The sequence below is a fragment of the Paraburkholderia sp. EG286A genome, from assembly GCF_040965375.1.
Taxonomy (GTDB): Bacteria; Pseudomonadota; Gammaproteobacteria; order Burkholderiales; family Burkholderiaceae; genus Paraburkholderia.
In genome coordinates this window covers 773,689-798,173 of sequence record NZ_JBFRCB010000005.1, presented here as the reverse complement: position 1 = coordinate 798,173, position 24,485 = coordinate 773,689, and the positions used below count along the sequence as shown (strand labels likewise).

Annotated in this window: 20 protein-coding genes, 1 pseudogene and 1 riboswitch; of the genes and pseudogenes, 13 read left to right on the top strand and 8 right to left on the bottom strand. The window is 66.1% G+C overall.

The genetic code is table 11. The features are described 5' to 3' along the window. Nucleotides 1–114 precede the first annotated feature (114 nt). Nucleotides 115–218: riboswitch (yybP-ykoY riboswitch) on the bottom strand. A 72-nt stretch (nt 219–290) separates the two neighbouring features. Then, nucleotides 291–1,463, bottom strand: coding sequence for a porin (locus tag AB4Y35_RS26770; protein ID WP_368706706.1), 1,173 nt, complete (start codon nt 1,461–1,463; stop codon nt 291–293). Between the two features lie 449 nt (nt 1,464–1,912). Here AB4Y35_RS26770 and AB4Y35_RS26765 point away from each other — a divergent pair, with 449 nt between their 5' ends. From AB4Y35_RS26765 to ugpB, 4 genes are all read left to right on the top strand, one after another. Beyond that, nucleotides 1,913–2,143, top strand: coding sequence for a DUF4148 domain-containing protein (locus AB4Y35_RS26765; RefSeq protein ID WP_246089388.1), 231 nt, complete (start codon nt 1,913–1,915; stop codon nt 2,141–2,143). A gap of 365 nt (nt 2,144–2,508) precedes the next feature. Next, nucleotides 2,509–3,192: a class I SAM-dependent methyltransferase gene (locus AB4Y35_RS26760; protein ID WP_368706705.1), complete on the top strand. Its 684-nt coding sequence runs from the start codon at nt 2,509–2,511 to the stop codon at nt 3,190–3,192. 47 nt (nt 3,193–3,239) lie between these two features. Beyond that, nucleotides 3,240–3,638, top strand: a complete 399-nt coding sequence (locus AB4Y35_RS26755) for a VOC family protein (protein WP_368706769.1) — start codon at nt 3,240–3,242, stop codon at nt 3,636–3,638. A gap of 212 nt (nt 3,639–3,850) precedes the next feature. Further along, nucleotides 3,851–5,197 carry a sn-glycerol-3-phosphate ABC transporter substrate-binding protein UgpB gene (ugpB, locus tag AB4Y35_RS26750; protein WP_368706704.1) on the top strand — a complete coding sequence of 449 codons (1,347 nt, stop codon included), beginning with the start codon at nt 3,851–3,853 and terminating at the stop codon, nt 5,195–5,197. Nucleotides 5,198–5,314: 117 nt separating this feature from the next. Here the strand turns inward: ugpB and AB4Y35_RS26745 are convergent, their stop codons facing one another. Beyond that, a complete protein-coding gene (locus AB4Y35_RS26745) occupies nt 5,315–7,171 on the bottom strand; it encodes an acyl-CoA dehydrogenase (protein WP_368706703.1) in 1,857 nt (618 codons plus the stop codon). 143 nt (nt 7,172–7,314) lie between these two features. On the opposite strand from AB4Y35_RS26745, the pseudogene AB4Y35_RS26740 reads away from it, so the two are divergent. The 3 genes and pseudogenes from AB4Y35_RS26740 to AB4Y35_RS26730 form a co-directional block, all read left to right on the top strand. Further along, a pseudogene (locus tag AB4Y35_RS26740) lies at nt 7,315–7,746 on the top strand (DinB family protein); the annotation flags it as partial. Nucleotides 7,747–8,022: 276 nt separating this feature from the next. Further along, a complete protein-coding gene (locus AB4Y35_RS26735) occupies nt 8,023–9,489 on the top strand; it encodes a methyl-accepting chemotaxis protein (RefSeq protein WP_368706702.1) in 1,467 nt (488 codons plus the stop codon). A 52-nt stretch (nt 9,490–9,541) separates the two neighbouring features. After that, entirely contained in the window at nt 9,542–11,653 is a 2,112-nt protein-coding gene (locus AB4Y35_RS26730) for a putative bifunctional diguanylate cyclase/phosphodiesterase (protein ID WP_368706701.1), read from the top strand. Here AB4Y35_RS26730 and AB4Y35_RS26725 read toward each other — a convergent pair. The 4 genes from AB4Y35_RS26725 to AB4Y35_RS26710 are packed head-to-tail and all read right to left on the bottom strand — an operon-like array spanning nt 11,650 to nt 16,278. Next, nucleotides 11,650–12,672, bottom strand: a complete 1,023-nt coding sequence (locus AB4Y35_RS26725) for a CaiB/BaiF CoA transferase family protein (protein ID WP_368706700.1) — start codon at nt 12,670–12,672, stop codon at nt 11,650–11,652. The two genes, AB4Y35_RS26730 and AB4Y35_RS26725, sit on opposite strands and share 4 nt — an antisense overlap. Before the next feature lie 44 nt (nt 12,673–12,716). Continuing rightward, a complete protein-coding gene (locus tag AB4Y35_RS26720; RefSeq protein WP_368706699.1) occupies nt 12,717–13,847 on the bottom strand; it encodes an acyl-CoA dehydrogenase family protein in 1,131 nt (376 codons plus the stop codon). A 41-nt stretch (nt 13,848–13,888) separates the two neighbouring features. Beyond that, nucleotides 13,889–15,451, bottom strand: coding sequence for an AMP-binding protein (locus AB4Y35_RS26715; protein ID WP_368706698.1), 1,563 nt, complete (start codon nt 15,449–15,451; stop codon nt 13,889–13,891). After that, a complete protein-coding gene (locus AB4Y35_RS26710) occupies nt 15,430–16,278 on the bottom strand; it encodes an IclR family transcriptional regulator (RefSeq protein ID WP_368688775.1) in 849 nt (282 codons plus the stop codon). The genes AB4Y35_RS26715 and AB4Y35_RS26710 overlap by 22 nt, the downstream gene beginning before the upstream one ends. A gap of 342 nt (nt 16,279–16,620) precedes the next feature. On the opposite strand from AB4Y35_RS26710, the gene AB4Y35_RS26705 reads away from it, so the two are divergent. From AB4Y35_RS26705 to AB4Y35_RS26695, 3 genes are read left to right on the top strand one after another with little or no spacing between them, the layout of a single operon-like run. Next, nucleotides 16,621–17,814, top strand: a complete 1,194-nt coding sequence (locus AB4Y35_RS26705) for an acetyl-CoA C-acyltransferase (RefSeq protein WP_368706697.1) — start codon at nt 16,621–16,623, stop codon at nt 17,812–17,814. 34 nt (nt 17,815–17,848) lie between these two features. After that, entirely contained in the window at nt 17,849–18,628 is a 780-nt protein-coding gene (locus tag AB4Y35_RS26700; protein ID WP_368688777.1) for an SDR family NAD(P)-dependent oxidoreductase, read from the top strand. Between the two features lie 12 nt (nt 18,629–18,640). Then, on the top strand, nt 18,641–19,405 hold the full coding sequence (locus tag AB4Y35_RS26695) for a crotonase/enoyl-CoA hydratase family protein (RefSeq protein ID WP_368706696.1): 765 nt from the start codon (nt 18,641–18,643) through the stop codon (nt 19,403–19,405). A 13-nt stretch (nt 19,406–19,418) separates the two neighbouring features. Here AB4Y35_RS26695 and AB4Y35_RS26690 read toward each other — a convergent pair whose 3' ends face one another. Beyond that, nucleotides 19,419–20,180, bottom strand: a complete 762-nt coding sequence (locus AB4Y35_RS26690) for an aldolase (protein ID WP_368706695.1) — start codon at nt 20,178–20,180, stop codon at nt 19,419–19,421. Nucleotides 20,181–20,239: 59 nt separating this feature from the next. After that, on the bottom strand, nt 20,240–20,719 hold the full coding sequence (locus tag AB4Y35_RS26685) for an Lrp/AsnC family transcriptional regulator (protein WP_368706694.1): 480 nt from the start codon (nt 20,717–20,719) through the stop codon (nt 20,240–20,242). Between the two features lie 115 nt (nt 20,720–20,834). Here AB4Y35_RS26685 and AB4Y35_RS26680 point away from each other — a divergent pair, with 115 nt between their 5' ends. From AB4Y35_RS26680 to AB4Y35_RS26670, 3 genes are read left to right on the top strand one after another with little or no spacing between them, the layout of a single operon-like run. Continuing rightward, nucleotides 20,835–22,049, top strand: a complete 1,215-nt coding sequence (locus AB4Y35_RS26680; RefSeq protein WP_368706693.1) for a diaminopropionate ammonia-lyase — start codon at nt 20,835–20,837, stop codon at nt 22,047–22,049. A 19-nt stretch (nt 22,050–22,068) separates the two neighbouring features. Beyond that, entirely contained in the window at nt 22,069–23,244 is a 1,176-nt protein-coding gene (locus AB4Y35_RS26675; protein WP_368706692.1) for a M20 aminoacylase family protein, read from the top strand. Then, nucleotides 23,241–24,482 (top strand): Zn-dependent hydrolase, encoded by a 1,242-nt coding sequence (locus AB4Y35_RS26670; RefSeq protein ID WP_368706691.1) that lies wholly within the window; start codon nt 23,241–23,243, stop codon nt 24,480–24,482. The genes AB4Y35_RS26675 and AB4Y35_RS26670 overlap by 4 nt, the downstream gene beginning before the upstream one ends. The last annotated feature ends 3 nt before the right edge of the window (nt 24,483–24,485 follow it).

Genomic DNA, 24,485 nt, shown 5'->3' with positions numbered 1-24,485 from the left:
GTGATGTGCGAGCCGGGCACCGAAACCATGACGTATCCCTTCGCCCGGCCCGGGTGAAAGGGAAAACGTCATAGGTCTCGTCAGGCCGCGCTATTGCAGCGATTCGCTGCAATGATCCGCAATACGGCTGCCGGCGCCATGGTGCAAGGGCACCAATTATGTTGACGGCGGCGCAACGCCAAAGCCGGCGTTGCAGACTACTCCCCTAAGACAGGGGGCGATTATAGCCGAAGTTCATGGCGGCGAGCGATTTCCAGCGTGCCCGCCGCGCCCGCCTCGCGCGAAGCGAATCAGAACTTGTGACGCAGCCCGACCATGACCATCGCCTGCTTGTCGTTGCTCGCATCGTTGCCGAAGTCGCCGAACGAGGCGACCGCGTTGACGAGTTCGCCCGTATCCGCGTCGATCGTCTTGCCCGACGCCTTCTGGTAGCCCGCGAGCGCGTAGATATCGGTGCGCTTCGAGAGGAAGTAGTCGCCGCCCAGGCTGAACTGGTTGTAGCTCGCGTCCACGCCGTTGCCGTGCCCCTTGGTGTAGTTGTAGCCGAAGCCCACGAGCGCGACCGGCGTGACCTGATAGTTGATGAACGCCTGGCCCGTGTTGAACTTCGTGTTGCTGTTCGCGCCGTACGCGCTCTGGTAGTTCGCGTACTCGACATTGCTGTACGCGAGGCCCGCCGTCACCGGCCCATACGTGTAGTCGCCGGCCGCGCGAATGATCTGCAGCGAATTCGCGGAGACGAAGCCGCCCGTAATGGCGGCGGAATCCACGTTGACGTCGTTGTTCGGATTCAGGCCGTCGAACGTCGCGGCCGTGCCGCCGTTGCTGTTGGCCTTGAAATAGCCCGCGCCGAAGCCGAACGGACCATGGTTGTATGCGGCCGCCACGGCCCACGTCTGGCCCGCACCGGTGCTGCCCGGCTGGCCGCCGAACGCGTACATCGCGCTCATCTGCAGGCCACCGAAGTTGGGGCTCGCATACTTGATCGAGTTGCTGGTGCGGTAGCTGTTGTCGTAGTTGTCCATGTCGCCGGGCGTGGCGAACGCGGAGCCGAATGCGCCGTCGTTGGTGAGCGGCTGCAGCAGGTCGATGAGCGGGTCGTACTGGCGGCCGAGCGTGACGCTGCCCGCGGTGCTCGAATTGAGGCCGACCATGGCCGTGCGGCCGAACAGGCGGCCGCCCTGGCCCTGCTTGCCGTTGTCGACGTTGAAACCGCTTTCGAGCTTGAAGATCGCCGAGAGGCCGTTGCCGAGGTCCTCGGTGCCGCGCAGGCCCCAGAGGTTCGGCGACATGTTGCCGGACATCATCTGGAACGTCCCGCCCGAGCCGTTCTTGCCTTGCTGGTTGCCGAACCAGGCGACGGAGGTGTCGAGCGAGCCGTAGAGCGTCACGCTGCTTTGCGCTTGGGCGATGGAGGAAAACGATGCCAGTGTGAGGGCGGCGGCGAGAGCGGTTCTTTTCATTGAATGGTCTTCGTTGATGAGTGGCATGGGTGAGAGTGAAATCGCGGCGCGCGAAGGCACGCTGAGGCACGGCTTTGCCGACGGCCCGAAATTCAGCGGCGATTATGCGTAACGCCCTCCGTGGACGAATTTGAAAAACGGAAAGACTGAGTTTCTGAAATTGCATGAGCGCGAATGCGCCGCCAGTGCGGCTTCACAAGGCTGTGACATGCGCTGGCGTTGTTTTTTTGCGGCGCATTCTCGCGGTTGATAAGAAAACCTAAATAAATGTCGCAGCCGATATTTGCACGTGACTGATTAAACATTTCTTCATTTGCGTGCGGATGTTTGGCGAAAGTCGCGCCTCTATCCTTGCCTCACGAGTCGCAAGCCGACTCGATGCCGGAACGCGCAACGCTTCCGGCCATGACCGATAGCCCCGGCCCGCAAGGCCGCACAGGAGAAACGAGGTGAGGATATTCAAGGGCGGCGCATGCGCCGCAATCATGCTGTCGATATCGGCGCTCGCGCATGCACAGGCGGCTAGCGCACCGCAGGCGAGCGTGCAGCAGCTGGCAAGCGCGCAAGTGCCGCAGGCCGACGCGCCGGTCACACGCGCACAGGTGCGCCACGAACTGGTGCACGCCGAACGCGACGGGCAGATGCAGACGCTCGATCGAACGCTGTACGCGCATCACTGAAGCCGGTGCAGCGTTTCCGTCGCGGCGAAGCGGGCCGCGCGCCGTGACGGAACCTCGCATCGCGGCCAGTCAACTTCGGCTCACTCCATCCCATTCATGAAATCACGCATTCTTTCTTATGTGTTGCGCGCCGCGCTGTGCGTTACAGTCGCCGCCGCCTTTTCCGGATGCGCGAACCTGCATCCGCAGCCCAACGGTCCAGGTGATTGCGTCGGGCCGGCCGGCTTCTGCGTGCCGTTCTTCGGTTCGTAAGTCGCGAGACCGGTCTTCCTGCAGCCGTGTTCGCGCGCCGCTCCGGGTGTCCGGCGGCGCGCATAATACGCGTTCGGGTGGCGCAGCCACGATCCACGTCTACGAGGAGACCCATGAGCCGCGAGATCCGCACCGATGCCGAAGTCCTCGCATCATGGCAGCGCAACGCGACGCCCTGGATCGCGGCCGTGCGCGGCGGCGAGATCGCGAGCCGCCGGCTCGTGACGGACGCCGCGGTGCTCGACGCCGTGCTGGCGTGCGCGCCGCGCAGTGTGATCGATCTCGGCTGCGGCGAAGGCTGGCTCGCACTGGCGCTCGCGCGCCGCGGCGTCGCCGTCACGGGCGTCGACGCGGTGCCCGAACTCGTGGAGTCTGCGCGCGCGGCGGGGCTCACGGACTGCCGCCTGCTAACCTACGAGCAGGTCGCGCAGGGCGCACTACCCTGCCGCGCCGATGCTGTGGTGTGCAACTTCTCGCTCATCGGCTCGACCAGTGTCGATGCTCTGCTGCGCGCGGTGCCCACGTTGCTGGCGCCGCAAGGCACGCTCATCGTGCAGACGCTGCATCCACTCATGGCATGCGGCGACGAACCCTATGTCGACGGCTGGCGCGCCGGATCGTGGGCCGGATTTAGCAGTACGTTTCGCGATGCGCCGCCGTGGTACTTTCGTACGCTCGAAAGCTGGATCGCGTTGCTCGACATGAGCGGCCTCGACTTGCGCGCGCTGCGCGAGCCGCTCGACCCGCGCAGCGGCAAGCCCGCTTCCGTGCTGTTCATGGCGCAACGGCGCGGCTGACACCGCCCCCGCGCGCCGCTGCAAACGAGGAGGCAAAGACGATGGCGATGATTTCTCACGTGTATATCGGCGTGAACGATTTCGAGCAGGCATTTACGTTCTATTCCCCGCTCATGCAGGCGCTGGGCTTCGTGCTGAAATTCCGCGAGCCCGACTACCCCTGGGCGGGCTGGATGGAGCCGGGCGTGCCGCGGCCGCTCTTCCTCGTCGGCCGGCCGTGGGACGGCAACGCCGCGCAACCCGGCAACGGCCAGATGGTCGCGCTGCTCGCGCCTTCGCGCGCGGCAGTCGACGCCGCCTACGCCGCCGCGCTCGCGCACGGCAGCACCGACGAGGGCGCGCCCGGCCTGCGCCCGCACTATCACCCGAACTACTACGGCGCGTACTTTCGCGACCCCGAAGGCAACAAGCTCTGCGTCTGTTGTCACGATACCGTGGACCATTGATACGCCGCAGCAAGCCATCACACGGACGTCCCATTCGCTGTGCTACCCTTGCCCTGCCTTGGGCCGAGGGTGCCGTGCGCGCGTGCGAGCGACCGCCGGCGGACGGCCCGATGTATCGAAGTCGAAAATCGAAGTCCTGAACCAAAGTCCCGCGCCGCGCCTCATCGCGCGCCTGCGCCGGGACAACGACCAATAACAGGAAGAAGACCCAGATGAAAAAGCACGAGATACAACGCGCGGGTTCGCGCGGCCGCCTGCGCGCGCTGATCGCCGCCGTGGTGTTGGCGGGCGGCGCGCAAGCCGCGCATGCCGCCACGGAAATCCAGTTCTGGCACGCCATGGAGTCCCAGCTCGGCGAGCGCGTGAACGCGATCGCCGAGCAATTCAACGCGTCGCAAAGCGAATACAAGATCGTGCCCGTCTTCAAGGGCACCTATGACCAGACGCTCGCTGCCGGCATCGCGGCTTATCGCAGTGGCGATGCGCCCGCCATCCTGCAGGTGTACGAAGTCGGCACCGCCACGATGATGAACGCGAAGAAGGCCGTGCTGCCCGTGTACGACGTGATGAAGACCGCCGGCGTGCCGCTCGACGAAAAGGCCTTCGTGCCGACCATCGCGAGCTACTACAGCGACGCGAAGACGGGCCATCTGGTGTCGATGCCTTTCAACAGCTCGACCCCGGTGCTCTACTTCAATCGCGACGCTTTCAAGAAGGCCGGCCTGCCCGACGCGCCACCGAAGACCTGGCCCGAAGTCGCCGAAGCCGCCGCGAAGCTGAAGGCCTCGGGCATGAGCTGCGGCTTTACCACCGGCTGGCAGGGCTGGATCCAGATCGAGAACTACAGCGCGTGGCAAGGCGCACCGATCGCGACGCGCAACAACGGCTTTGACGGCCTCGATGCGCAACTCGAAATCAACAAGCCGTTGCAGGTCGCGCATATCGCCTTCCTGCAGAACATGGCGAAGCAGGGCACCTTCACCTATGTGGGCCGCAAGGACGAAGCCACCGCGAAGTTCTATAGCGGCGACTGCGGCATCATGATGGGCTCGTCGGGCGCGCTGGCGAACGTACAGCAGTATGCGAAGTTCAAGTTCGGCACCGGCATGATGCCGTACGACCCGAGCGTGAAGGGCGCGCCGCAGAACGCCATCATCGGCGGGGCGAGCCTGTGGGTGCTGGGCGGCAAGAACCCCGAGGTCTACAAGGGCGTCGCGAAGTTCCTCGCGTACCTGAGCTCGCCGGCCGTGGCCGCGAAGTGGCATCAGGACACGGGCTATCTGCCGGTGACGAAGGCCGCGTACGAACTCACGCAGCAACAGGGTTTCTACGCGTCGCATCCGGGCGCCGACACGGCCACGAAACAGATGCTCAACAAGCCGCCGCTGCCGTGGACCAAGGGCCTGCGCCTTGGCAACATGCCGCAGATCCGCACGATCGTGGACGAGGAACTCGAACAGGTCTGGACGGGCGCGAAGACGCCGCAGCAGGCGCTCGATTCGGCCAACTCGCGCGGCAACGATCTGCTCAGGCGCTTCGAGCAGCAGGCCGCGAACTGACGGTCCAACGCATGTGATGTGATCCGATGCCTCGGGCGAGGTATCGGGCAGCGCCCCAAAAGGCCGACGCCAGTCCGGTCTTTTGGGGCGCTTTGCTTTCGCGCCGTGGGCGCGGTTTTAGAACCACGCGTCCTGCATGTCGAGCGTGGTGCGATCGAGCGAGGCGAGCAGATCGAACTGCGCGCCGGTTTTCGGCAACTCCCATGCGAAGAAGTAGGCGGCGGCCGCGAGCTTGCCGCGATAGAAGTCCGCTTCCTCGCCGTGCGTTCCATTGGACGCGGCGAGTGCCGCGCGTGCCACGAGCGCCTGTTCAAGCCACACCCAGGCCAGCACCACGTGGCCGAACGCTTCCAGGTACACCGAAGCATTGGCGAGTGTCACCGCCGGGTCGCCTGCTGCCCACAACTGCCGCGTGACTCGCGTGAGCCGCTCGAGTGCGGCTGCGAGCGCGTTCGCGTGGGTGGCCTCGTCTGCCGCGCCCGAAGCGTGTGCGCGTTCGAGCGTGGCCTGCACGCGCGCCACGAAGATCTTGAGCGCCGCGCCGTCCTTGATGACCACCTTGCGGCCGAGCAGGTCGAGCCCCTGAATGCCGTGCGTGCCTTCGTGGATCGGATTGAGACGGTTGTCGCGATAGAACTGTTCGACGTTGTACTCGCGCGTGTAGCCATAGCCGCCGTGCACCTGGATGGCGAGATCGTTGGCCGCGAGACACCATTGCGAAGGCCAGCTCTTCGCGATGGGCGTGAGCAGGTCCAGCAGCAGCGAGAGCGGCTCGCGTTCCGCGCCGCTGGCGGCACCCGCTTCGTCCACGAGTTTGGCGCACCAGAGGTTGAGCGCGAGCGCGCCTTCCACATAGCTCTTTTGCGCGAGCAGCATGCGGCGCACGTCGGCGTGCTCCACGAGCCTCACCTGCGGCGAAGCTGGATCTTTGCCCGCCGCGCCCACGGGACGCCCTTGCGGACGGTTGCGCGCGTAATCGAGCGCATGCAGATAGCCGGTATAGCCGAGCATCGTCGCGCCGAGCCCCACGCCAATGCGCGCCTCGTTCATCATGTGGAACATGTACGCGAGCCCGTGATGCGGCTCGCCCACGAGATAGCCGATCGCGCCTGCGCGGCCGCCCGGCGTGTGCTGCGTGCCTTCGCCGAAATTCAGCAGGCAGTTCGTCGTGCCGCGATAGCCCATCTTGTGATTGAGGCCCGCTAGCACGACGTCGTTGCGTTCGCCGCGCGAGCCGTCCTCGTTCACGAGGTACTTCGGCACGACGAACAGCGAGATGCCTTTGACCCCCGCGATGAGCTTGCCGTCGGGACCGGGGATCTTGGCGAGCACGAGGTGCACGATGTTCTCGGCCAGCTCGTGCTCGCCGCCCGAGATCCACATCTTGTTGCCACGCAGACGATACTGCGCGCCGAGCGGGGAATCGCATTCGAAGTCGGCGCGCGTGGCGACATCCGAAAGCGACGAACCCGCTTGCGGCTCGGAGAGGCACATCGTGCCGAAGTAGCGGCCTTCCAGTTCGGGGCGCACGAAGGTGTCGATCTGCTTTGCGCTGCCATGCGCGAGCAGCAGGTTCGCGTTGCCGATGGTGAGGAACGGATAGGCGCTCGTGCCGACGTTCGCCCCCTTGAACCACGCGAAGCCCGCCTTCTCGACGACGAGCGGCAACTGCATGCCGCCGTATTCGTAGTCCTGGCCCGCGGCCATCAGGCCTGCGTCGCTGAACGCCTGCAACGCCGTCTTCACCTCGGGGATGATCGTGACCGTTTCGCCGTCGAAGTGCGGCTCGTGCTGATCGTTCTTCTTGTTGTGCGGCGCGAAGAGGTCGGTGGCGATCTTCTCGCAGGTTTCGAGCGCGGCGTCGAAGGTCTCGCGCGTGTGGTCGGCGTAGCGCGGAATGCGCGTGAGGCTTTCGACATCGAGCCATTCATAAAGCAGGAAGTTCAGATCGCGGCGGGAAAGGATCAGCGACATGGCGGAACGGTCTCGCATCTTGGGAGGAGAAGGCGTCTAGCGTACCTAAAATAGAACGATCGTGCTATTGGTAGTTTCGCCAGCGACGCAGAGATCCCGCGCGGCCTTACGGCTCGCCGTCGAGGTAGCGTTATGACGTCGTTGCGCGCCTGCCGGAGGAAGCGGTCGTGGCCACGCGCGCCATGACCTTCGGAAGTTACCTGCGCGCGTTGGGGCATGGCTATGCCGTGGGCGCGATTTTCAGGGCGCACCTCGAGCAGCGCGATCACGGCTTCACCGAGCGCCTCCTGCCGGATACCACGACCCTCCCTGAGCTGCGAACCATGCAGCGCGATCTGGACGCCTGGTACCTGGCGTGGATGGGCGGCTTGAGCGAAGCGCAAGCCGAAGAGGTGGTGCATTTTCAGTACATCGGCGGCCCAGAGGGCGGCATGTCGCGCGCTCAGATCTTTTTGCATGTCGTCGATCACTACACGTTTCACCGCGGCTTTATCGTCGAGACGTTGCGCCGAATGGCGGTCGATGTGCCGGCCACCGATATCACGGTTTATCTCCGCGATCACGCGTCCGAATAAATGGGGATCGAGTTAAAAACAGGAAGAAAACAGGAGTAAATCGCTGCAAACGTTTGCAAATACTTGTCCCGTAAAGGGTTTCCTGAAGTTTATTGATTTGCTGCCGTAAACTCGTGCGCGGGTCCCGATTTTCCTGTCGAGCCCGCCAACGAGTCGCGCCGACGCCATTACGGCGGCTCTTTTTGCAGCCGAAACCCATCAGGCGCATCAAGGTCCACCAGCCGCCGCCGCATTAACGCCTACCTGCAACTTTTTTTCCTGATCCAAGTGTCGTTCATGCTGGCAGATTCGCCGGGTCGCGCGCAGTCGTTTCGACCGTCCGGCTCGCAACCGCGTGTGGCCATTCGCGCGCTCGACGACGTCGCGCGCGCCGCCGACGCGGTGATGTATTCCACGCTCGTCCTCTCCGCCATCGCGGCGGTAATGATCGGCTTCGTCTATTACGAACTGCAGCTCGCGCTCGTGGGCGCTGCGCTGATCCTCGGCGCCGGCAGCTTCGTGTTCTTTTGCGCGCGCGGCACGGCGCTTTCGCGCGTCGTGCTCACGCTCGCCAACGCCGCGCTCGTCGCGCTGCATATCCAGGCGGCGCACGGCGTCACCGAATTCCATTTCGGCGTGTTCGTGCTGCTGGGCCTGTTGCTCGTCTATCGCGACTGGCGCCCGATCGTGCTCGCCGCGGGATTCTTCGCGCTGCATCACCTCGCGTTCGACCGGCTGCAGGCGCTCAACTTCGCCGTGTACTGCACGCGCGAGGCGAACCTGCCGCGCGTGCTGCTGCATGCCGCCTACGTGGTCGCGCAAACGGCCGTCGAGATCGTGCTCGCGCATCGTCTGCGCGTGGCGGCCATTGAGGCGGCAGAGCTGTCGGACATCGTGCGCAGCGTGGTGCGCGAGCGCGAGGTGTGCCTCGCGGTGGACGGCATTCCGGCGAGCGCGCCCACTGCGGTTGCGCTCAAGGGGGCAATTGCCCAGATGGCGCGCGCCATGCAGGAGGTCAGCACGAGCACGGCGCACGTCGAGCAGGCCGCGCTCGAAATCGCGGAAGGCAACGCGAACCTGAGCGCGCGCACCGAACACCAGGCGGGCAGCCTGGAAGAGACGGTCGCCTCGATGGACGTGTTCACGCGCACGGTCAAGGCGAGCGCGGAGCACGCGCGCGAGGCGAGCGCCTTCGCCCGCGAAGCGTCGACGGTCGCGCAGGCAGGCGACGACGTCGTCGCGCGCATGACTACGACGATGGGCGCCATCGAAAGCTCGGCGAGGCGCATCTTCGAGATCGTCGATGTGATCGAGGGCATTGCGTTCCAGACCAACATTCTCGCGCTCAACGCGGCCGTGGAAGCCGCGCGTGCAGGCGAGCAGGGTCGCGGCTTCGCCGTGGTCGCCGGCGAAGTGCGCAGCCTCGCGCAGCGCGCCTCGACCGCCGCGCGCGAGATCCAGCAACTCGTGGAGAACTCGGCGAACGAAGTCGGCGCGGGCACGCAGCTCGCCGGCGAGGCGCGCGCCGCGATGGAAGGCGTGGTGCGCAGCATTGGCCGCGCGGCCGCCATCATGGGCGAGATCACGGCGTCGAGCCACGAGCAGGCGCAGGGCATCGAGCAGGTCAACGCCATGGTCGCGCAGATGGACGACACCACGCGCCGCAACGCCGCTTTGGTGAACGAAGCGGCCGCCGCGTCGTCGTCGCTGCACGCGACGAGCGCGAAGCTGCGAGAGGTGCTCGGCCTCGTCGCATTGTCGTGATAATGTCGTGCGACGTCCGGGGTGAACAAGTGGTGAACAAGGAGATCTTCCCATGATGAGCGTGGCGGGCTGCATCGTCTACAAGCACAACCTCTGGCTCGTCCTCGTCGCGCTGCTGATCTGCGCCGCGGGCTCGTGGGTCACCGCGCGGCTCGTCCTGCGCGCGTTCGCCACGCATTCGCTGCAGCGCATGGGCTGGTCGTTCATCGCGGCCGTCGTGGCCGCCGCCGATATCTGGTGCACGCACTTCGTCGCCATGCTCGGCTTCGAACCGGGTGTGCCGATCGCCTTCGATCCCGTGCTGACCATCACGTCGCTGCTCATCGCGCTCGTGGGCAGTTTCGCCGGGTTCCTGCTCGCCACGAGCCAGGCCGCGAACCGCCTTACACGCGCGGCGCCCGCGCTGGGCGGCGCGATCGTCGGGCTGGCGGTCGCGCTCATGCATTACGCGGGCATGCTCGCGTATCGCGTGGAAGGCATCGTGATCTGGAATCGCGTCGGGATCGCCTTGTCGTTCGTGTTTGCGGTCGCGATCAGCGCGCTCGCGCTGCATCTTGCCGGCGCGTCCGCGCGGCGCCCGCAGGAGAACGCGGCCAGCGCGCAGGCTAGCGCCGCCGCGTCCGCGCGCCTCGTGGCGGGCGTGCTCGCCCTCGCCATCGCCGCGCTGCACTTCACCGGCATGTCCGCGTTCCAGGTCGTGCCGATGCCGATCGACGGACACTTTTCGAATCCCGCCGCGCTGCATGCGCTCGCGCTCGCCGTGGCGTGCATGGCGCTCGTGATCGCGGGCGCGGGCTGCGTGAGCTTCCTGCTCGACGACAGCGTGCGCGCTGAATCGGTCGAGCATCTGCGCACGATGGCGATGAGCGACATGCTTACCGGCCTGCCCAACCGCGCGAGCTTCAACGCACGCATCGACGCCGAACTGGCGCGCACGCAGGATACGCGCAAGCTCGCGCTCATCGGCATCGACCTGAACCGCTTCAAGGAAATCAACGACCTGCACGGCCATCATGCCGGCGACGAAGTGCTGCGCATTCTCGCGCGGCGCCTTTCGAGCCTGATGCGCGAAGGCGAGTTCGTGGCGCGCGTGGGCGGCGACGAGTTCGTGGCGCTCACGCGCTTCGCCTCGCGCGAGGAACTCGGCGATCTGCTCTCGCGCCTCGAAACCGCGCTGTACCGGCCGGTGCGCTACGACGACGCCGAAGTGCTCTCGGGCGCGAGCCTTGGCGTCGCCATCTACCCCGACGATGCCACCACCAAGACCGTGCTCATCAACAACGCCGACCTCGCCATGTATCGCGCGAAGGCGGACCTGGCGCAGTCGGTGTGCTTCTACGAGCCGGCGATGGACGAGATCGCGCGGGCGCGCCGCTCGCTCACGCACGACTTGCGCGAGGCGCTCGCGCGCGGGCAACTGAGCGTGCACTACCAGGTGCAGACCTCGATCGCGAGCGGCGAAATTTGCGGCTATGAAGCGCTGCTGCGCTGGGAGCATCCGCGGCTTGGCTTCATCTCGCCCGCCGAATTCATCCCGCTCGCCGAAGAGAATGGCCTCATTCTCGGCATTGGCGCCTGGGTGCTGCGCGAGGCGTGCACGCGTGCCGTTTCGTGGGTGCCGCCTTACAAGGTGGCTGTGAATCTTTCACCGGTGCAGTTCTCGCATGCGGACCTGCCGAAGCTCGTCGAGACCGTGCTGGTCGAGACCGGCCTCGCTCCCGAGCGGCTGGAACTGGAACTCACCGAGACGACCATTTTCGCGGATCGCGAGCGCTCGCTCGACGTGTTGCAGCGAATCAAGGCCATCGGCGTGAATATCGCGCTGGACGATTTCGGCACCGGCTACTCGTCGCTCGACACGCTGCGCTCGTTCCCGTTCGACAAGATCAAGCTCGACCAGTCTTTCATCAGCGAGGCCGAGTCGAGCCGCCAGGCCACCGCGATCATTCGCGCGGTGCTCGCGCTCGGCAAGAGCCTCGGCATTCCGGTGCTGGCCGAAGGCATCGAAACCGAGGCGCAGCTCACGCTGCTCGCCGACGAAGGCTGCGACGAAGTGCAGGGCTATCTGCTCGGCCGCCCGGCGCCGCTGAGCCAAATCGTGGCGAGCGGGCAGCTGTCGCTGCTCGCCGACGACGAAGAAGCCGTGGGCACGGCGCGAGGTTAAGCGCTCTCGTTGTCGTAGTTCACGAAGCGCGGCGCGCATTGCGGCTGCCACGCGCCGCCGCTCCGGGCGAACGCGCCGCGCGCCGTGTTGTGCGCATCGAGCGGTGCTTCCGCAAGACTCAGCACGGGCGTGACGCACGCATCGCTGCCTTCGAACACGGCGGTCCATTCGTCGCGCGTGCGCGTGGCGACCGTCTGGGCGATGCGTTCGTGTACGCGCGGCCAGTGCGTCCGGTCGCGCTGCGGCAGTTCGAGCAGGTCTTCGGCGCCGATCCCTTTCATGAACGCCGCGTAGAACTGCGGCTCGATGCAGCCGACGGCAATATAGCGGTTATCCGCGCAACGATAGGTGCGATAGAAGGGCGCGCCGCCGTCGAGCAGATTCGTGCCGCGCGCGTCCTGCCAGTGCCCCGCCGCGTAGAAGCCGTACATCATGCTCATGAGCATGGCCGCGCCGTCGGTCATGGCGGCGTCGACCACGCAGCCTTCGCCCGTCGAACGCGCGCGCAGGATTGCCGCCACCACGCCGAATGCGAGCAGCATGCCGCCACCGCCGAAGTCGCCGACCAGATTGAGCGGCACCACGGGCTCGCCGCCCGCGAGACCCACCGCATGCAGCGCCCCGGAAATCGCGATGTAGTTGATGTCGTGGCCCGCCGTGTGCGCGAGCGGCCCCGTCTGCCCCCAACCCGTCATGCGTCCATAGACGAGCGAGGCGCGCCGCGCGCGGCACACTTGCGGGCCGAGCCCGAGCCGCTCCATCACGCCGGGGCGAAAGCCTTCGATCAACGCATCGGCGCTCGCGATCAGATCGAGTGCGCGTGCCATGTCGTCGCGGCTCTTGAGGTCGAGCGCGACGTATTCGCGGCCGCGCGCGAGCGGTCCGGATGGCGCGGGGGCGCCTTCGCGGCCGATGCAGATCACGCGTGCGCCCATTTGTGCGAGCAGCATGCCGCAGAACGGTGCGGGGCCCAGCCCCGCGAATTCCACGACGGTAACGCCTTCCAGAGGTTTGATCATGTGTGCCTTCCTGCCTGCTTGCTGGTGTGCCGATTGACGCGCCTTCACAACGTGCGCGCGATGATTTCCTTCATGATCTCGTCGGTGCCGCCGTAGATGCGCATCACGCGCGCATCGACCCACGCGGTGCCCACCACATATTCGGACATGTAGCCGTAACCGCCGTGCAGCTGCAGGAATTCGTCGAGCAGCTGGTTCTGCAGTTCGGTCGCGTTGAGCTTCGCCATGGCGGCGTCCACGGGCGAAAGCTCGCGGCGCAGGTGCCGCGCGATGCAGTCATCGACATAGGTGCGCACCATCTCCGCCTTCGCGCGCGCATGCGCGAGCTTGAAACGCGCGTTCTGGAAGTCGAAGATGGCCTGGCCGAACACCTTGCGATCGCGCGTATAGCGGATCGTGCGTTCGAGCATGCCCTCGATCGACGCCGCAGCGCGCACCGCGATCACGAGCCGCTCCTGCGCCAGTTCGCGCATGAGGTACGAGAAGCCCTGATTCTCCTCGCCAAGCCGCTGCGCGACCGGCACGCGCACGTCCTCGAAGAACAGCTCGGACGTGTCCTGCGCGCGCAGGCCGATCTTGTCGAGCTTGCGGCCCTTGCTGAAGCCGGGCGTGCCTTCTTCGACCACGATCAGCGAAACGCCCTTGCCGCCCAGTTCGGGCGCGGTCTTGCACACCACCACCACGAGGCTCGCATTTTGTCCGTTCGTGATGAAAGTCTTCTGGCCGTTGATGACATAGTGGTCTCCCTCTTTGCGCGCGGTGGTGCGCACGGACTTGAGATCGCTGCCGGTGCCCGGCTCGGTCATGGCGATCGCGCCGATATGCTCGCCGCGCGCGAGCTTCGGCAGCCACTCGCGCTTTTGCGCCTCGGTGCCATACGCGAAGATATAAGGCGCGACGATGTCCGAATGCAGCGGAAAGCCGATGCCGCTCGCGTTCACGCGCGCCAGCTCCTCGATCATGATGGCCGCGTGGCCGAAGTCGCCGCCGCCACCGCCGTACTCTTCGGGAATCGTGCAGCACAGCAGGCCTTCCTCGCCCGCTCGCCGCCAGACCGACTTCGGCACGATGCCTTCTTGTTCCCATTGATGATGGAACGGCACGATTTCGCGCTCGATGAAGCGCCGGGCCTGTTCGCGGAAAATCTCGTGATCGTCACGGAATACAGTGCGCATAGGGAATGTCTCCAGTGTCTCGTGCTCTTTCGTTATCCGTATCAAGCCGCGGGCTGGCGGTAGCGTTCCTTGAGAAGGCGCCGCAGCAGCTTGCCGTTATCGTGGCGCGGCAGCGCCTCCTCGAATTCGACCGAGCGCGGCACCTTGATATGCGAAAGGCGCTCGCGGCAGAACGCGATCAGCTCCTCGGCGAGCAGCGGGCTCGCGGCGTCGCGCTCGCGCGGCTGCACGACTGCTTTCACGGCCTCGCCGAACTCGGGGTGCGGCACGCCGATCACGGCGGCATCGGCCACGGCGGGATGCTCGGCGAGCACGTTCTCGATCTCCTGCGGATACACGTTCACGCCGCCGCTGATGATGAGGTCCACACGCCGGTCGCTCAGGTACAGATAGCCTTCCGCATCGACGTGGCCGATATCGCCGTAGGTCGCCCAGCCGTGGCGGTTATAGACGCTGCGCGTCTTCACCGGATCGTTGTGGTACTCGAAAGCGGGACCGCCTTCAAAGAACACGCGCCCAACCTCGCCCACAGGCAATTCGCGATCCTCATCGTCGACGATGTGGATCTGTCCGTATTTCGAACGCCCGACCGAGCCGCGATGCGCGAGCCATTCGCCGGAGTCGATCGCCGTGAGGCCCACGCTTTCCGAGCCCGCGTAGTACTCGTAGATCACCGGGCCGAACCACGCGATCATCTGCTCCTTGATGTGCGGCGGGCACGGCGCCGCTGCGTGGATCGCCACGCGCAGGCTGCTCACGTCGTACAGCGCGCGCGTGGTCCCGGGCAGATTCAGGAGGCGGATGAACATCGTCGGCACCCACTGGCTGTGCGTGACGCGGTAGCGCGCGATGGCGTCGAGCGCGGCCTCGGCGTCGAACTTCTGCAGCACGATGGCGCGGCCGCCCGTGTGCAGCATGCGCATGAGGTAGCGCAGCGGCGCGGCGTGGTAGAGCGGCGCGGTGCTCAGGTAGACCGAATCGGCGTCGAAGCCGAACGTTTTGCGCCATGCCGCAGTTTCGGTGTCGTCGTCGTCGCGCTGCTCGAACGGCACGAGCGGCTTGCGGATGCCTTTGGGCAGGCCGGTCGTGCCCGATGAATAAAGGAAGTCGCGTCCGCGCGGCAGCGGCGGTAACGGTGGCAGCGGCGCGCTCGCATCGATCCCGGCGAGTGCCGCTTCGAACGAAGCGAAGCCGGGCAGCGTTTCACCCGCACCCGCGCTCGCAACGAAGCAGGCGACGTCCTGCGCGGCGCCTTCGGCCACGAGCGTGGCGGCGAGTTCGTGCATGGCCCGCGAAACGATCAGCACGCGCGCGCCGCAGTCCGCGAGGACGTGCGCGGCCTCGCGTGTTTTCAACTGGATGCTGATGGGGGTGTAGTAGAGGCCGGCGCGCTCGGCGCCGATGGCGATGACGGCGAGCGCGGGGTGATTCTCGAACAGCAGCGCGATGCCGTCGCCGGGTTGCAGGCCGAGGCCGAGGAGCCAGTGCGCGATGCGCTCCGCGCGTTCGTCCAGCTCTTTGTAAGTGATGATCTGCTTGAGTGCGGGGAAGCACAGGGCCTCCCGCGTGGGTGCTGCTACAGCTAGTTCGCGGACACGCTCCACGGTCTCGTCTCCATGTCATGCGCGGCCCCAGTCATGCTGCCGAGCGCTGCCTCCACGCGCCTGACGAGCGACATCAGCCGGGGGGCGATGTCGTCGGTCAGCTGGTTGCCGCTGATGTTGAAAACTGCAATCGAACAGCTAAAAACCCAATACTCGTCGTCGATCGGGGCGGACAACGGAATCGCCACCGAATGGATCTCGCGCTGCATGTCGCCGTGCGAGAGCGTGCAGCCGTGCGCGCGCAACTCCTGCTGTGCCAGCGCGAGGCGCTGCGCGAGCAACTCGCCTTTGGCGGGGTCGCGCGCGAGCGTGTCCTGCAGGTACTGCTCGCGCTCGGCGCCCGGCACGGTCCACAGATACGCGCGGCCCGACGCCGTGCGCGAAAGCGAGAGCCGCGTGCCCGTTTCCGAGCGATACACCGCGCTGCCCTCGCCCTGAATCACTTCGGCGTACGCCATGTTCAGGCGGTAGCCCACCGCGAGCGTCACCTGGCCGTGGCAGTAGTCGGCCAGCTCCTGCATCATCGGCCGCGCGATCTGCCGGATCGTCATGCGGCCGAGCGCCGGGGCCGCGAGGCTCAGCATCTCCGTGCCGAGCACATACTTCGAAATGCGCTCCGAATAGCGGAGCAAGCCGAACTCCGCGAGCGTGTTGATGAGCCGCAGCGCCGTGGGCTTGGGCAGCCCCGTGCGCTCGACCAGATCGCGTGCCGACAGCTCCGCGTCTCCCATCGAAAAGCACTGCAGGATCCGGATGCCGCGCGCAAGCGCGCTCACGAGCTGCGAGTCGGCGGCGTCGTCGGTGCGGGAGTTGGCCTGATCGTTCATGTCGGGTCCTTCGTCGGAGTAAGGGCGCGCCGCGCCGGTGCGGCGCGCGGCAAACCCCGGATTCTAGCTTTCTGCCGCACGCCGGAACAATTTTTTAAGACGCCTGGCTCATTTTTCCGCATTCGTGATGCCGCGCGGCTCGCAGCCACGTGTTGATGTCTCCTTTTTCGACCTCTGGGGATCAAGTCGCCCAAACAGTGTTGCGGATCGTGATCCAGAAATCAATAAAAATGATCCTATAGTACCGAAATATGTTTACCACTATTGAAATAGTGAGTCGGTGAGGTGTATTTTGAGTCAAGAGATTCATTTTTCATGACACTTCCAACCGTTGAGAGAACCATGACCAACAGCGCGGTAATCGTCGACGCAGTGCGCAGCCCGATGGGCCGGACCAAGGCGGGCGGCGCGTTCGTCGACCTGCATCCCGTGGATCTGCTCTCGCAGGTCCTGCAGCAGCTGATCGTGCGCAACGACCTCGACCCCGGCAGCGTGGACGACGTAATGATCGGCTGCGTGAGCCAGGTGGGCGAGCAGGCCTCCACGCCGGGCCGCCTCGCGTGGCTCGCGGCGGGCTTTCCGCAGCACGTGCCGTCCACCACCATCGAGCGCAAATGCGGGTCGAGCCAGCAAGCCATCCATTTCGCGGCGCAGGCGATCATGGCGGGCGTCAACGAGATCGTCGTGGCCGGCGGCGTCGAGTCGATGAGCCGCGTGCCCATGGGCTCTTCGCGCATCGGCCGCGATCCGTATGGCGCGCTGTACCACGCGCGCTATCCCGAAGGCATGGTCGGGCAGGGCGTGAGCGCCGATCTCGTGGCGCAGAAGTGGGCGCTCACGCGCGAGGCGCTCGACGCCTATTCGGCCGAGTCGCACCGTCGCGCCGACGCCGCGCGCGCCGCGGGCCAGTTCGCGCGCGAGATTGTGCCGATCGATGTGCCGGGTCCCGAAGGCGTGCGTCGCGTGGTCCTCGACGAAACCATCCGCGCCGGCACGACCGTCGAGCGGCTCGCGGGCCTCGCGCCCTCGTTCGAGAGCGCCGAACTCGCGGCGCGCTTTCCTGGCATCCGCTGGAACGTGACGGCGGGCAACGCCTCGCAAATCTCCGATGGCGCCTCGGCGCTGCTCATCATGAGCGAGCAGAAGGCGGCGCAACTGGGATTGAAGCCGCGTGCGCGCATCGTGGCGTTCGACGTTTGCGGCGACGATCCGCTGATGATGCTGACCGCGCCCATTCCCGCCACGCAACGTCTGCTGAAGAAACGCGGCCTCGCCATCGACGATATTTCGCATTTCGAAGTGAACGAGGCATTTGCGGCCGTGCCGCTCGCCTGGCAGAAGGCGCTGGGCGCGGACGCGGCGCGGCTGAACCCGGCGGGTGGCGCGATCGCGCTTGGGCATCCGCTCGGCGCTTCGGGCGCGCGCCTCATGACCACGATGCTCAATGCGCTCGAAGTGAGCGGCGGCCGCTACGGCCTGCAGACGATGTGCGAGGCGGGCGGCATGGCCAACGCGACGCTCATCGAACGCCTCTAAAGCGCGACCACGAACAACAAAGGAGAGACGACACATGGACGAACAGAACAAATTCGCCGGCACGGTGGCGGTGGTGACGGGCGGCGCTTCGGGGTTGGGCCTCGCGAGCGCAAAGCGGCTGCTGTCAAAAGGCGCACAGGTCGTGATCGCCGACCTCGCCGGCTCGCGCGGCGCGGCGGTGGCCGATGAACTCGGCGCGCACGCGAGCTTCGTGCCCGCCGACGTGACGAGCGCCGACGACATGAACGCCGTATTCGAGGCGGCCACGAAGCGCGGCACGCTGCGCTCGCTCGTGCATTGCGCAGGCCGGGGCGGCGCGGTGCGCCTGATCGAGAAGGACGGCTCGCCGGGCTCGCTCGAAGCCTATGAGAACGTGGTGCGCGTGAATCTCTTCGGCACCTTCAACGCGCTGCGCCTCGCGGCGGCGGCGATGGCGCGCAACGAGCCCGATGCGGGCGGCGAGCGCGGCGCCTGCGTGCTCACGGCTTCGGTGGCGGCGTACGAAGGGCAGATCGGGCAGGTGCCATATGCGTCGTCGAAGGCGGGCGTGGTGGGCATGACGCTCGTGGCCGCGCGCGACCTGGCGAGCAAGGGCATCCGTGTGTGCACGATCGCGCCAGGCCTCTTCGACACGCCGCTGCTCGCGCGTCTGCCCGAGGAGATTCGCGAATCGCTCGGCCGCATGGTGCCGTTTCCGCCGCGACTCGGTGAAGCCGACGAATTCGCCGCGCTCGCGCTGCACATTCTCGAGAATCCGATGCTCAACGGCGAGACCATCCGCCTTGACGGCGCGATTCGCATGCAGCCGCGTTGAGCGAGGCCGACCATGAGCGACGAACTGCTGATCGAGTCCCGCGACGGCATCCAGATCCTCACGATCAACCGTCCCGAGGCGCGCAACGCCTGCACGAAGGCGGTGGCCGAAGGGCTAGCCGCGGCACTCGACGAACTGGAGCAGCGCGACGACCTGCGGCTCGCCATCATCACCGGCGCGGGCGGCACGTTTTGCGCGGGCATGGACCTGAAGGGCTTTCTCAAAGGCGAGCGGCCGAGCCTGCCGGGCCGCGGCTTTGCCGGGCTCGCTGAAGCGCCGCCGCGCAAGCCGCTGATTGCGGCGGTCGAAGGCTATGCGCTCGCGGGCGGCTTCGAAGTCGTGCTGGCGAGCGATCTCGTCGTGGCCGCGAACAACGCGCAGTTCGGTCTGCCCGAAGTGAAGCGCGGGCTATGCGCCGCGGCGGGAGGATTGTTGCGCCTGCAACGGCAGTTGCCGGAGCGCATCGCCATGGAACTCGTGCTCACGGGCGACATGTTCGGCGCGCAACGCGCGTTCGAGTTCGGCCTCGTCAACCGTCTCACCGCGCCGGGCGAAGCGCTGGCGGGTGCGCTCGAACTCGCGCAGAAGATCGTGGCGAACGGGCCGCTCGCGGTGGCGGCGAGCAAGCGCGTGATGCGCGAGTCGCGCGACTGGTCCAGTGCCCAGATGTTCGCGCGTCAGCGCGAGATCACGGACCCGGTGTTCGCTTCCGCCGACGCGCGAGAGGGCGCGGCGGCGTTTGCGGAGAAGCGCAAGGCGGTGTGGCAGGGGAAGTAGGGCGGCCCTTGCTTCAAGCGTGCGTGAGCGTTCTTCGCAGCGCCGCGAAGAACAGCTCCGACTGCAAACGCTCGCCCTGAATCTGGTCGGCCACGCGTTGTGCGAGATCGGCCGCCACCGGTCGCAACGCGCGCCCGGTGGAGCCCGCGAGCACCTGCGCGGCGCAGGCGCGCTCCAGGTAATAGAGGTCGTCGAACGCGTAGTCGATGCGCTCGCCGCACACCACTACGCCGTGGTTGCCGAGGAAGCCGATATCCCTACCGTCGAGCGCATGCGCAATGCGCTCGCCTTCCTCGGGGCCGAGCGCGAGTCCGTTGTACTCGCGGTCGAGGGCGACGCGGCCGTGATAGCGCATCGCGTTCTGCGACAAGGTCGTATCGAGCCCGCAGTCCTCCGTGAGCGTGAGAGCGGTTGCGTACGGCATGTGGGTATGCAGCACACAGGCCTTCTTCGCGATCCCGTGGATGGCGGCATGAATGAACATCGCTGTCGGCTCCACGGCGTGGCGGCCCGCCATCACGTCCCCCTGTGCGTCGACGATGACGATATCGTCGGCCATCACCTCGCTCCACATCAGGCCGCGCGGGTTCAGCAGAAAGAGGCCGTCTTCGCCGGGAAGCGCGACGCTGAAGTGATTGCAGACGCCTTCACCGAGCCCGAAATGCGCGGCGGCCCGCAGTGCGAGCGCGAGGTCCGCACGCAGCGTCGCGACGTCCGGGTGGTGGAACAACTCTTCGCTTTCAATGGCTCCAGCGTGATGCACGGCGTTGCTCATGGGTCGTGGCTCCGGTTGTTCAGATGACCGCGTTGCGTCTGCGTCGCAACCCGCGTTCCTCATTCGCCGTCCAGCGCGAGCGGCACTTCGAGCCCGACCTTCACGCGGCTCATGCTCACCAGCGTCTTGAACCGCTTCACATTGTTGTTCGAGAAGAATAGCTCGCGCGTGAGTTCCGTGTACTGGTCCATGTTGCGCACCGCGAAAATCAGCACGAAATCCCACTCGCCCGCGACGTAGTAGCACTGCTGTATCTGCGGGCAACGCTCGAAGGTGCGCTTCATGGCGTCCAACAAGTCGATCTGCTCGCTCTCCACCTCGACGGTCGCGACGATCGTGATCGGATGATCGACCTTCTCGGGCGAGACGATCGCCGCGTAATGGTCGATCACGCCTTCGTCGACGAGACGGCGCAAACGCCGGTTCACCGCCGCCGTGGAGAGGTTCACACGCGCGCCGAGTTCGTTTTGCGGAGTCTGGGCGTCGCGCTGGACTTCCATCAGGAGTTTGCGGTCGAAGGAGTCGAGATGTGTCGCCATTTACGCGGGAGCCTGAAAGTCGATATTTTTTTGCGTGACGTGACCGCATTATGAGACTTTTTCGCAGGCCCTGCGCAATATCATTTCGACATCGCAAGTCCACCGGAGCCCACCCATGCTGTTCGCCAACCCGCGCGCCACGCGCCATGCCTACCCCGAAACGCTCGGGGCCATCCTGAACGTGAAGTCGGGCGACGAAAGCCGGGCATGGCTCGCCAGTTGGGCGTTGATCAGCCCGGAGCCCACGCCGCTCTGGGACCTGGGCGGTGCGGCCGCGCGCCTGGGCGTGGCCCGCGTTGGCCTCAAGGACGAATCGTTTCGTTCTCCTCTTGGCAGCTTCAAGGCGCTGGGCGCACCGATCGCGCTGATGCGCCTCATCATGCGCCTGTGGCCCCAGCAGGAGATCGATCCGCGCAAGCTGATCGAGGGCCGCTACGGCGAGATGGTCACGAACCTCACGGTCATCAGCGCGACCGATGGCAACCACGGCAAGGCGCTCGCCGCAGCGGCGCAGTCGATTGGCTGCCACTGCGTGATCGTGCTGCATGCCAACGTCAGCGCCGAGCGCGAAGCGGCGATCGCCGCGTACGGCGCGCGTATCGTTCGCATCGCGGGCAACTATGACGAATCGGTCGAGCACGCGGCGCAACTGGCGAAGACGAACGGCTGGCACGTCGTTTCCGATACCTCCTATGACGGCTACGAGGCGATCCCGCGCGACGTCATGCAAGGCTACGGCACCATCGCGGCGGAAGTCATCGAACAGTCGAGCGATGCCTGGACGCACGTGTTTCTGCAGGGCGGCGTGGGCGGTCTCGCGGCCGGCGTGGCCAGCTACCTGTGGGAGCATCAGGGCGCCGCGCGTCCGCGTTTCATCGTGGTCGAACCGCGCCAGGCCGACTGCCTGTATCAAAGCGCCATCGCTGGCTGCGCCGCGAAAGCCACGGGGTCGGTCGATTCCGTGATGGCCGGTCTTGCGTGCGGGGAGACGTCGCCGCTCGCGTGGCAGATACTCGAGCCGTGCGTCGACAACTTCATGCTGATCGAAGACGAGGACGCCGTGGACGCGATGCGCAGCCTCGCCACCGGCGCGGCAGGCGACGTACCCGTTGTATCGGGTGAGTCGGGCGCGGCAGGGCTCGCGGGCCTTGCGAAGCTCATGCGCGAACCCGAACTTGCGCGCGCAGCAGGGCTCGACGCGAACTCACGCGTGCTGCTGATCAGCACCGAGGGCGCCACGGCGCCGGGCGTGTATGCGGAACTGGTCGGCGCGTCTGCGCAAACCGTGGCGGCGCGTCGCGACGCCTGGCTGAGTCAGGTCACGCAGTAACTGAAAAGAGGACACCCACATGGAAAGCACACTGCAAGGCCAACTCAAAAGCTGGCGACAGTATCTGCACCAGCGTCCCGAGACCGGCTTCGAGGAGATCCATACTGCCCACTACGTGGCGAACATCCTCGAGACACTTGGGCTCGAGGTGCACCGCGGCATTGGCGGCACGGGGCTCGTGGCGAACCTCACGGTCGGCAACGGCAAGCGCGTGATCGGCCTGCGTGCCGACATGGACGCGCTCAATATCGCGGAGCAGGCGCCGGGCCGCGCGCATGCCTCGTTGAACGCGGGAAAAATGCACGCCTGCGGGCACGACGGCCATATGTCGATGGTCCTCGGCGCGGCGCGGTTGCTCGCCGAGCGGCGCGATTTCGACGGCACGGTGCGGTTCATCTTCCAGCCTGCGGAGGAGCACGGCCGCGGCGCCAAGGCGATGATGGCGGACGGCCTGTTCGAGCGCTTTCCCGTCGATGCGATCTTCGGCGCGCACAACATGCCGGGCATGCCTGCCGGCACGTTCGCCACGCGCGCGGGCGGCATCATGGCGAGCGAGGATAACTTCGTCATCCATATCAAGGGCCGTGGCACGCACGCGGCGCGCCCGCACATGGGGGCCGATCCCATCGTCATCGCCGCGCAAATCGTGCTCGCGCTGCAAACCATCGTGTCGCGCAATCTCGACCCGAGCCTGCAAGCCGTGATCTCCTGCACGGAATTCATCACCGACGGCATTCGCAATGTCATTCCCTCGAACGTGATCATCAAGGGCGATACGCGCAGCTATTCGAAGGACGTGCAGGCGCTGCTCGAAACCCGCATGCGCGAAGTCAGCGTCGGCATTTGCCGGACGCACGGCGCCGAATGCAGCTTCGAGTACACGCACGAGTTCGCACCGACCGTGAACTCGGAACAGTTCGTCGAACTGGCGGTGAACGCCGCGCGCATCGTGGCGGGAGACGCCGCCGTGGACGCCAACGTGCAACCGATGATGATCTCCGAGGATTTCGGCGCGTTCCTGCAGGTCGTGCCCGGCAATTTCATCTTCATCGGCAACGGCGACGTGCCCGAACGCGGCGGCATTCCGCTGCACAACGCCAGCTACGATTTCAACGACGACATCCTGATGACCGGCGCCCGCTACTTCGCGGAAATCGCGCGCCTCGCCTTGCCGGTCGGAACCAACCAATCATGAATACGCTGAAACTGAATGGCGAAGTGCTGCTTCGCCAACTGCGCGAACTGGGTGAAATCGGCGCCGATCCGCAAGCGGGCGGGCGCACGCGCATCGCGCTCACGGACGACGAGAAGGCTGGTCGGGACCGCGTGGTCGCGTGGATGCGCGAACTCGATCTCGACGTGCGCATCGACCGTATCGGCAACGTGTTCGGCACCCTGCACGCAGGCTCCGATGCCGCCTCGGAACGCCCGCTGATGATGGGTTCACACATCGACACCGTGCGCAACGCGGGGGCGCTCGATGGCTGTTATGGCGTGCTTGCCGGGCTCGCCGTGGTGCGCGCGTTTCGCGAAGCGGGCGTGAAGCCGGGCCGGTCCATCACCGTGGGCGCGTTCACGAACGAGGAAGGCGTGCGCTATCAGCCGGACATGATGGGCTCGCTGGTCCACGCCGGCGGGCTGGCCGTGGAAGTGGCTCTCGATGCGCGCGGCATCGACGGAACGCGTCTTGGCGACGAACTGGCCCGCATCGGCTACGCGGGTGAGATGGAGCCTGGCGCGATCACACCGCACGAATATTTCGAACTGCATATCGAACAGGGACCGATTCTCGAAGCGGAAAACGTGCGCATCGGCGTGGTTGAAAATCTGCAAGGCATTTCGTGGCAGCGCGTGAGCGTGCAAGGCAACGCCAATCACGCGGGCACGACGCCGACGCATCTGCGTCACGACGCGGGATGGGTGGCCGCGGCGGTCGCCACGTTCCTGCGCGAGCTCGCGGTTCGAAGCGGCACGACGCTCGCCACCATCGGCATGCTGAGCATCGAGCCGAACGTGATCAACGTGATTCCCCGCAAGGCCGTTTTCACGGTCGATCTGCGCGACCCCGACGAAACGCGTTTGCAGGACGCCGAGCGCCGCCTCGCCGAATTTTTAGTCGAGGTGGCACGCAAGGAAGGCGTGAAGATCGAGACCGAGCGCCTCGTGCGTTTCGAACCGGTGGTATTCGACGCGGCGCTCGCACGCGCCATCGAAGCCGCTGCCGAACGCCGGGGTTTCTCGAACCGGCGCATGACCTCGGGCGCGGGCCATGACGCGCAGATGATGGCGCGGATCGCGCCGTCCGCGATGATCTTCGTGCCGAGCCGCGGCGGCATTAGCCACAATCCGCGCGAGCACACGGACGACGATCAGCTCATCGACGGCGCGAACGTGCTGCTCGATGTGGTGCTGGAGCGCGTCGGCACGGCGTGAGGC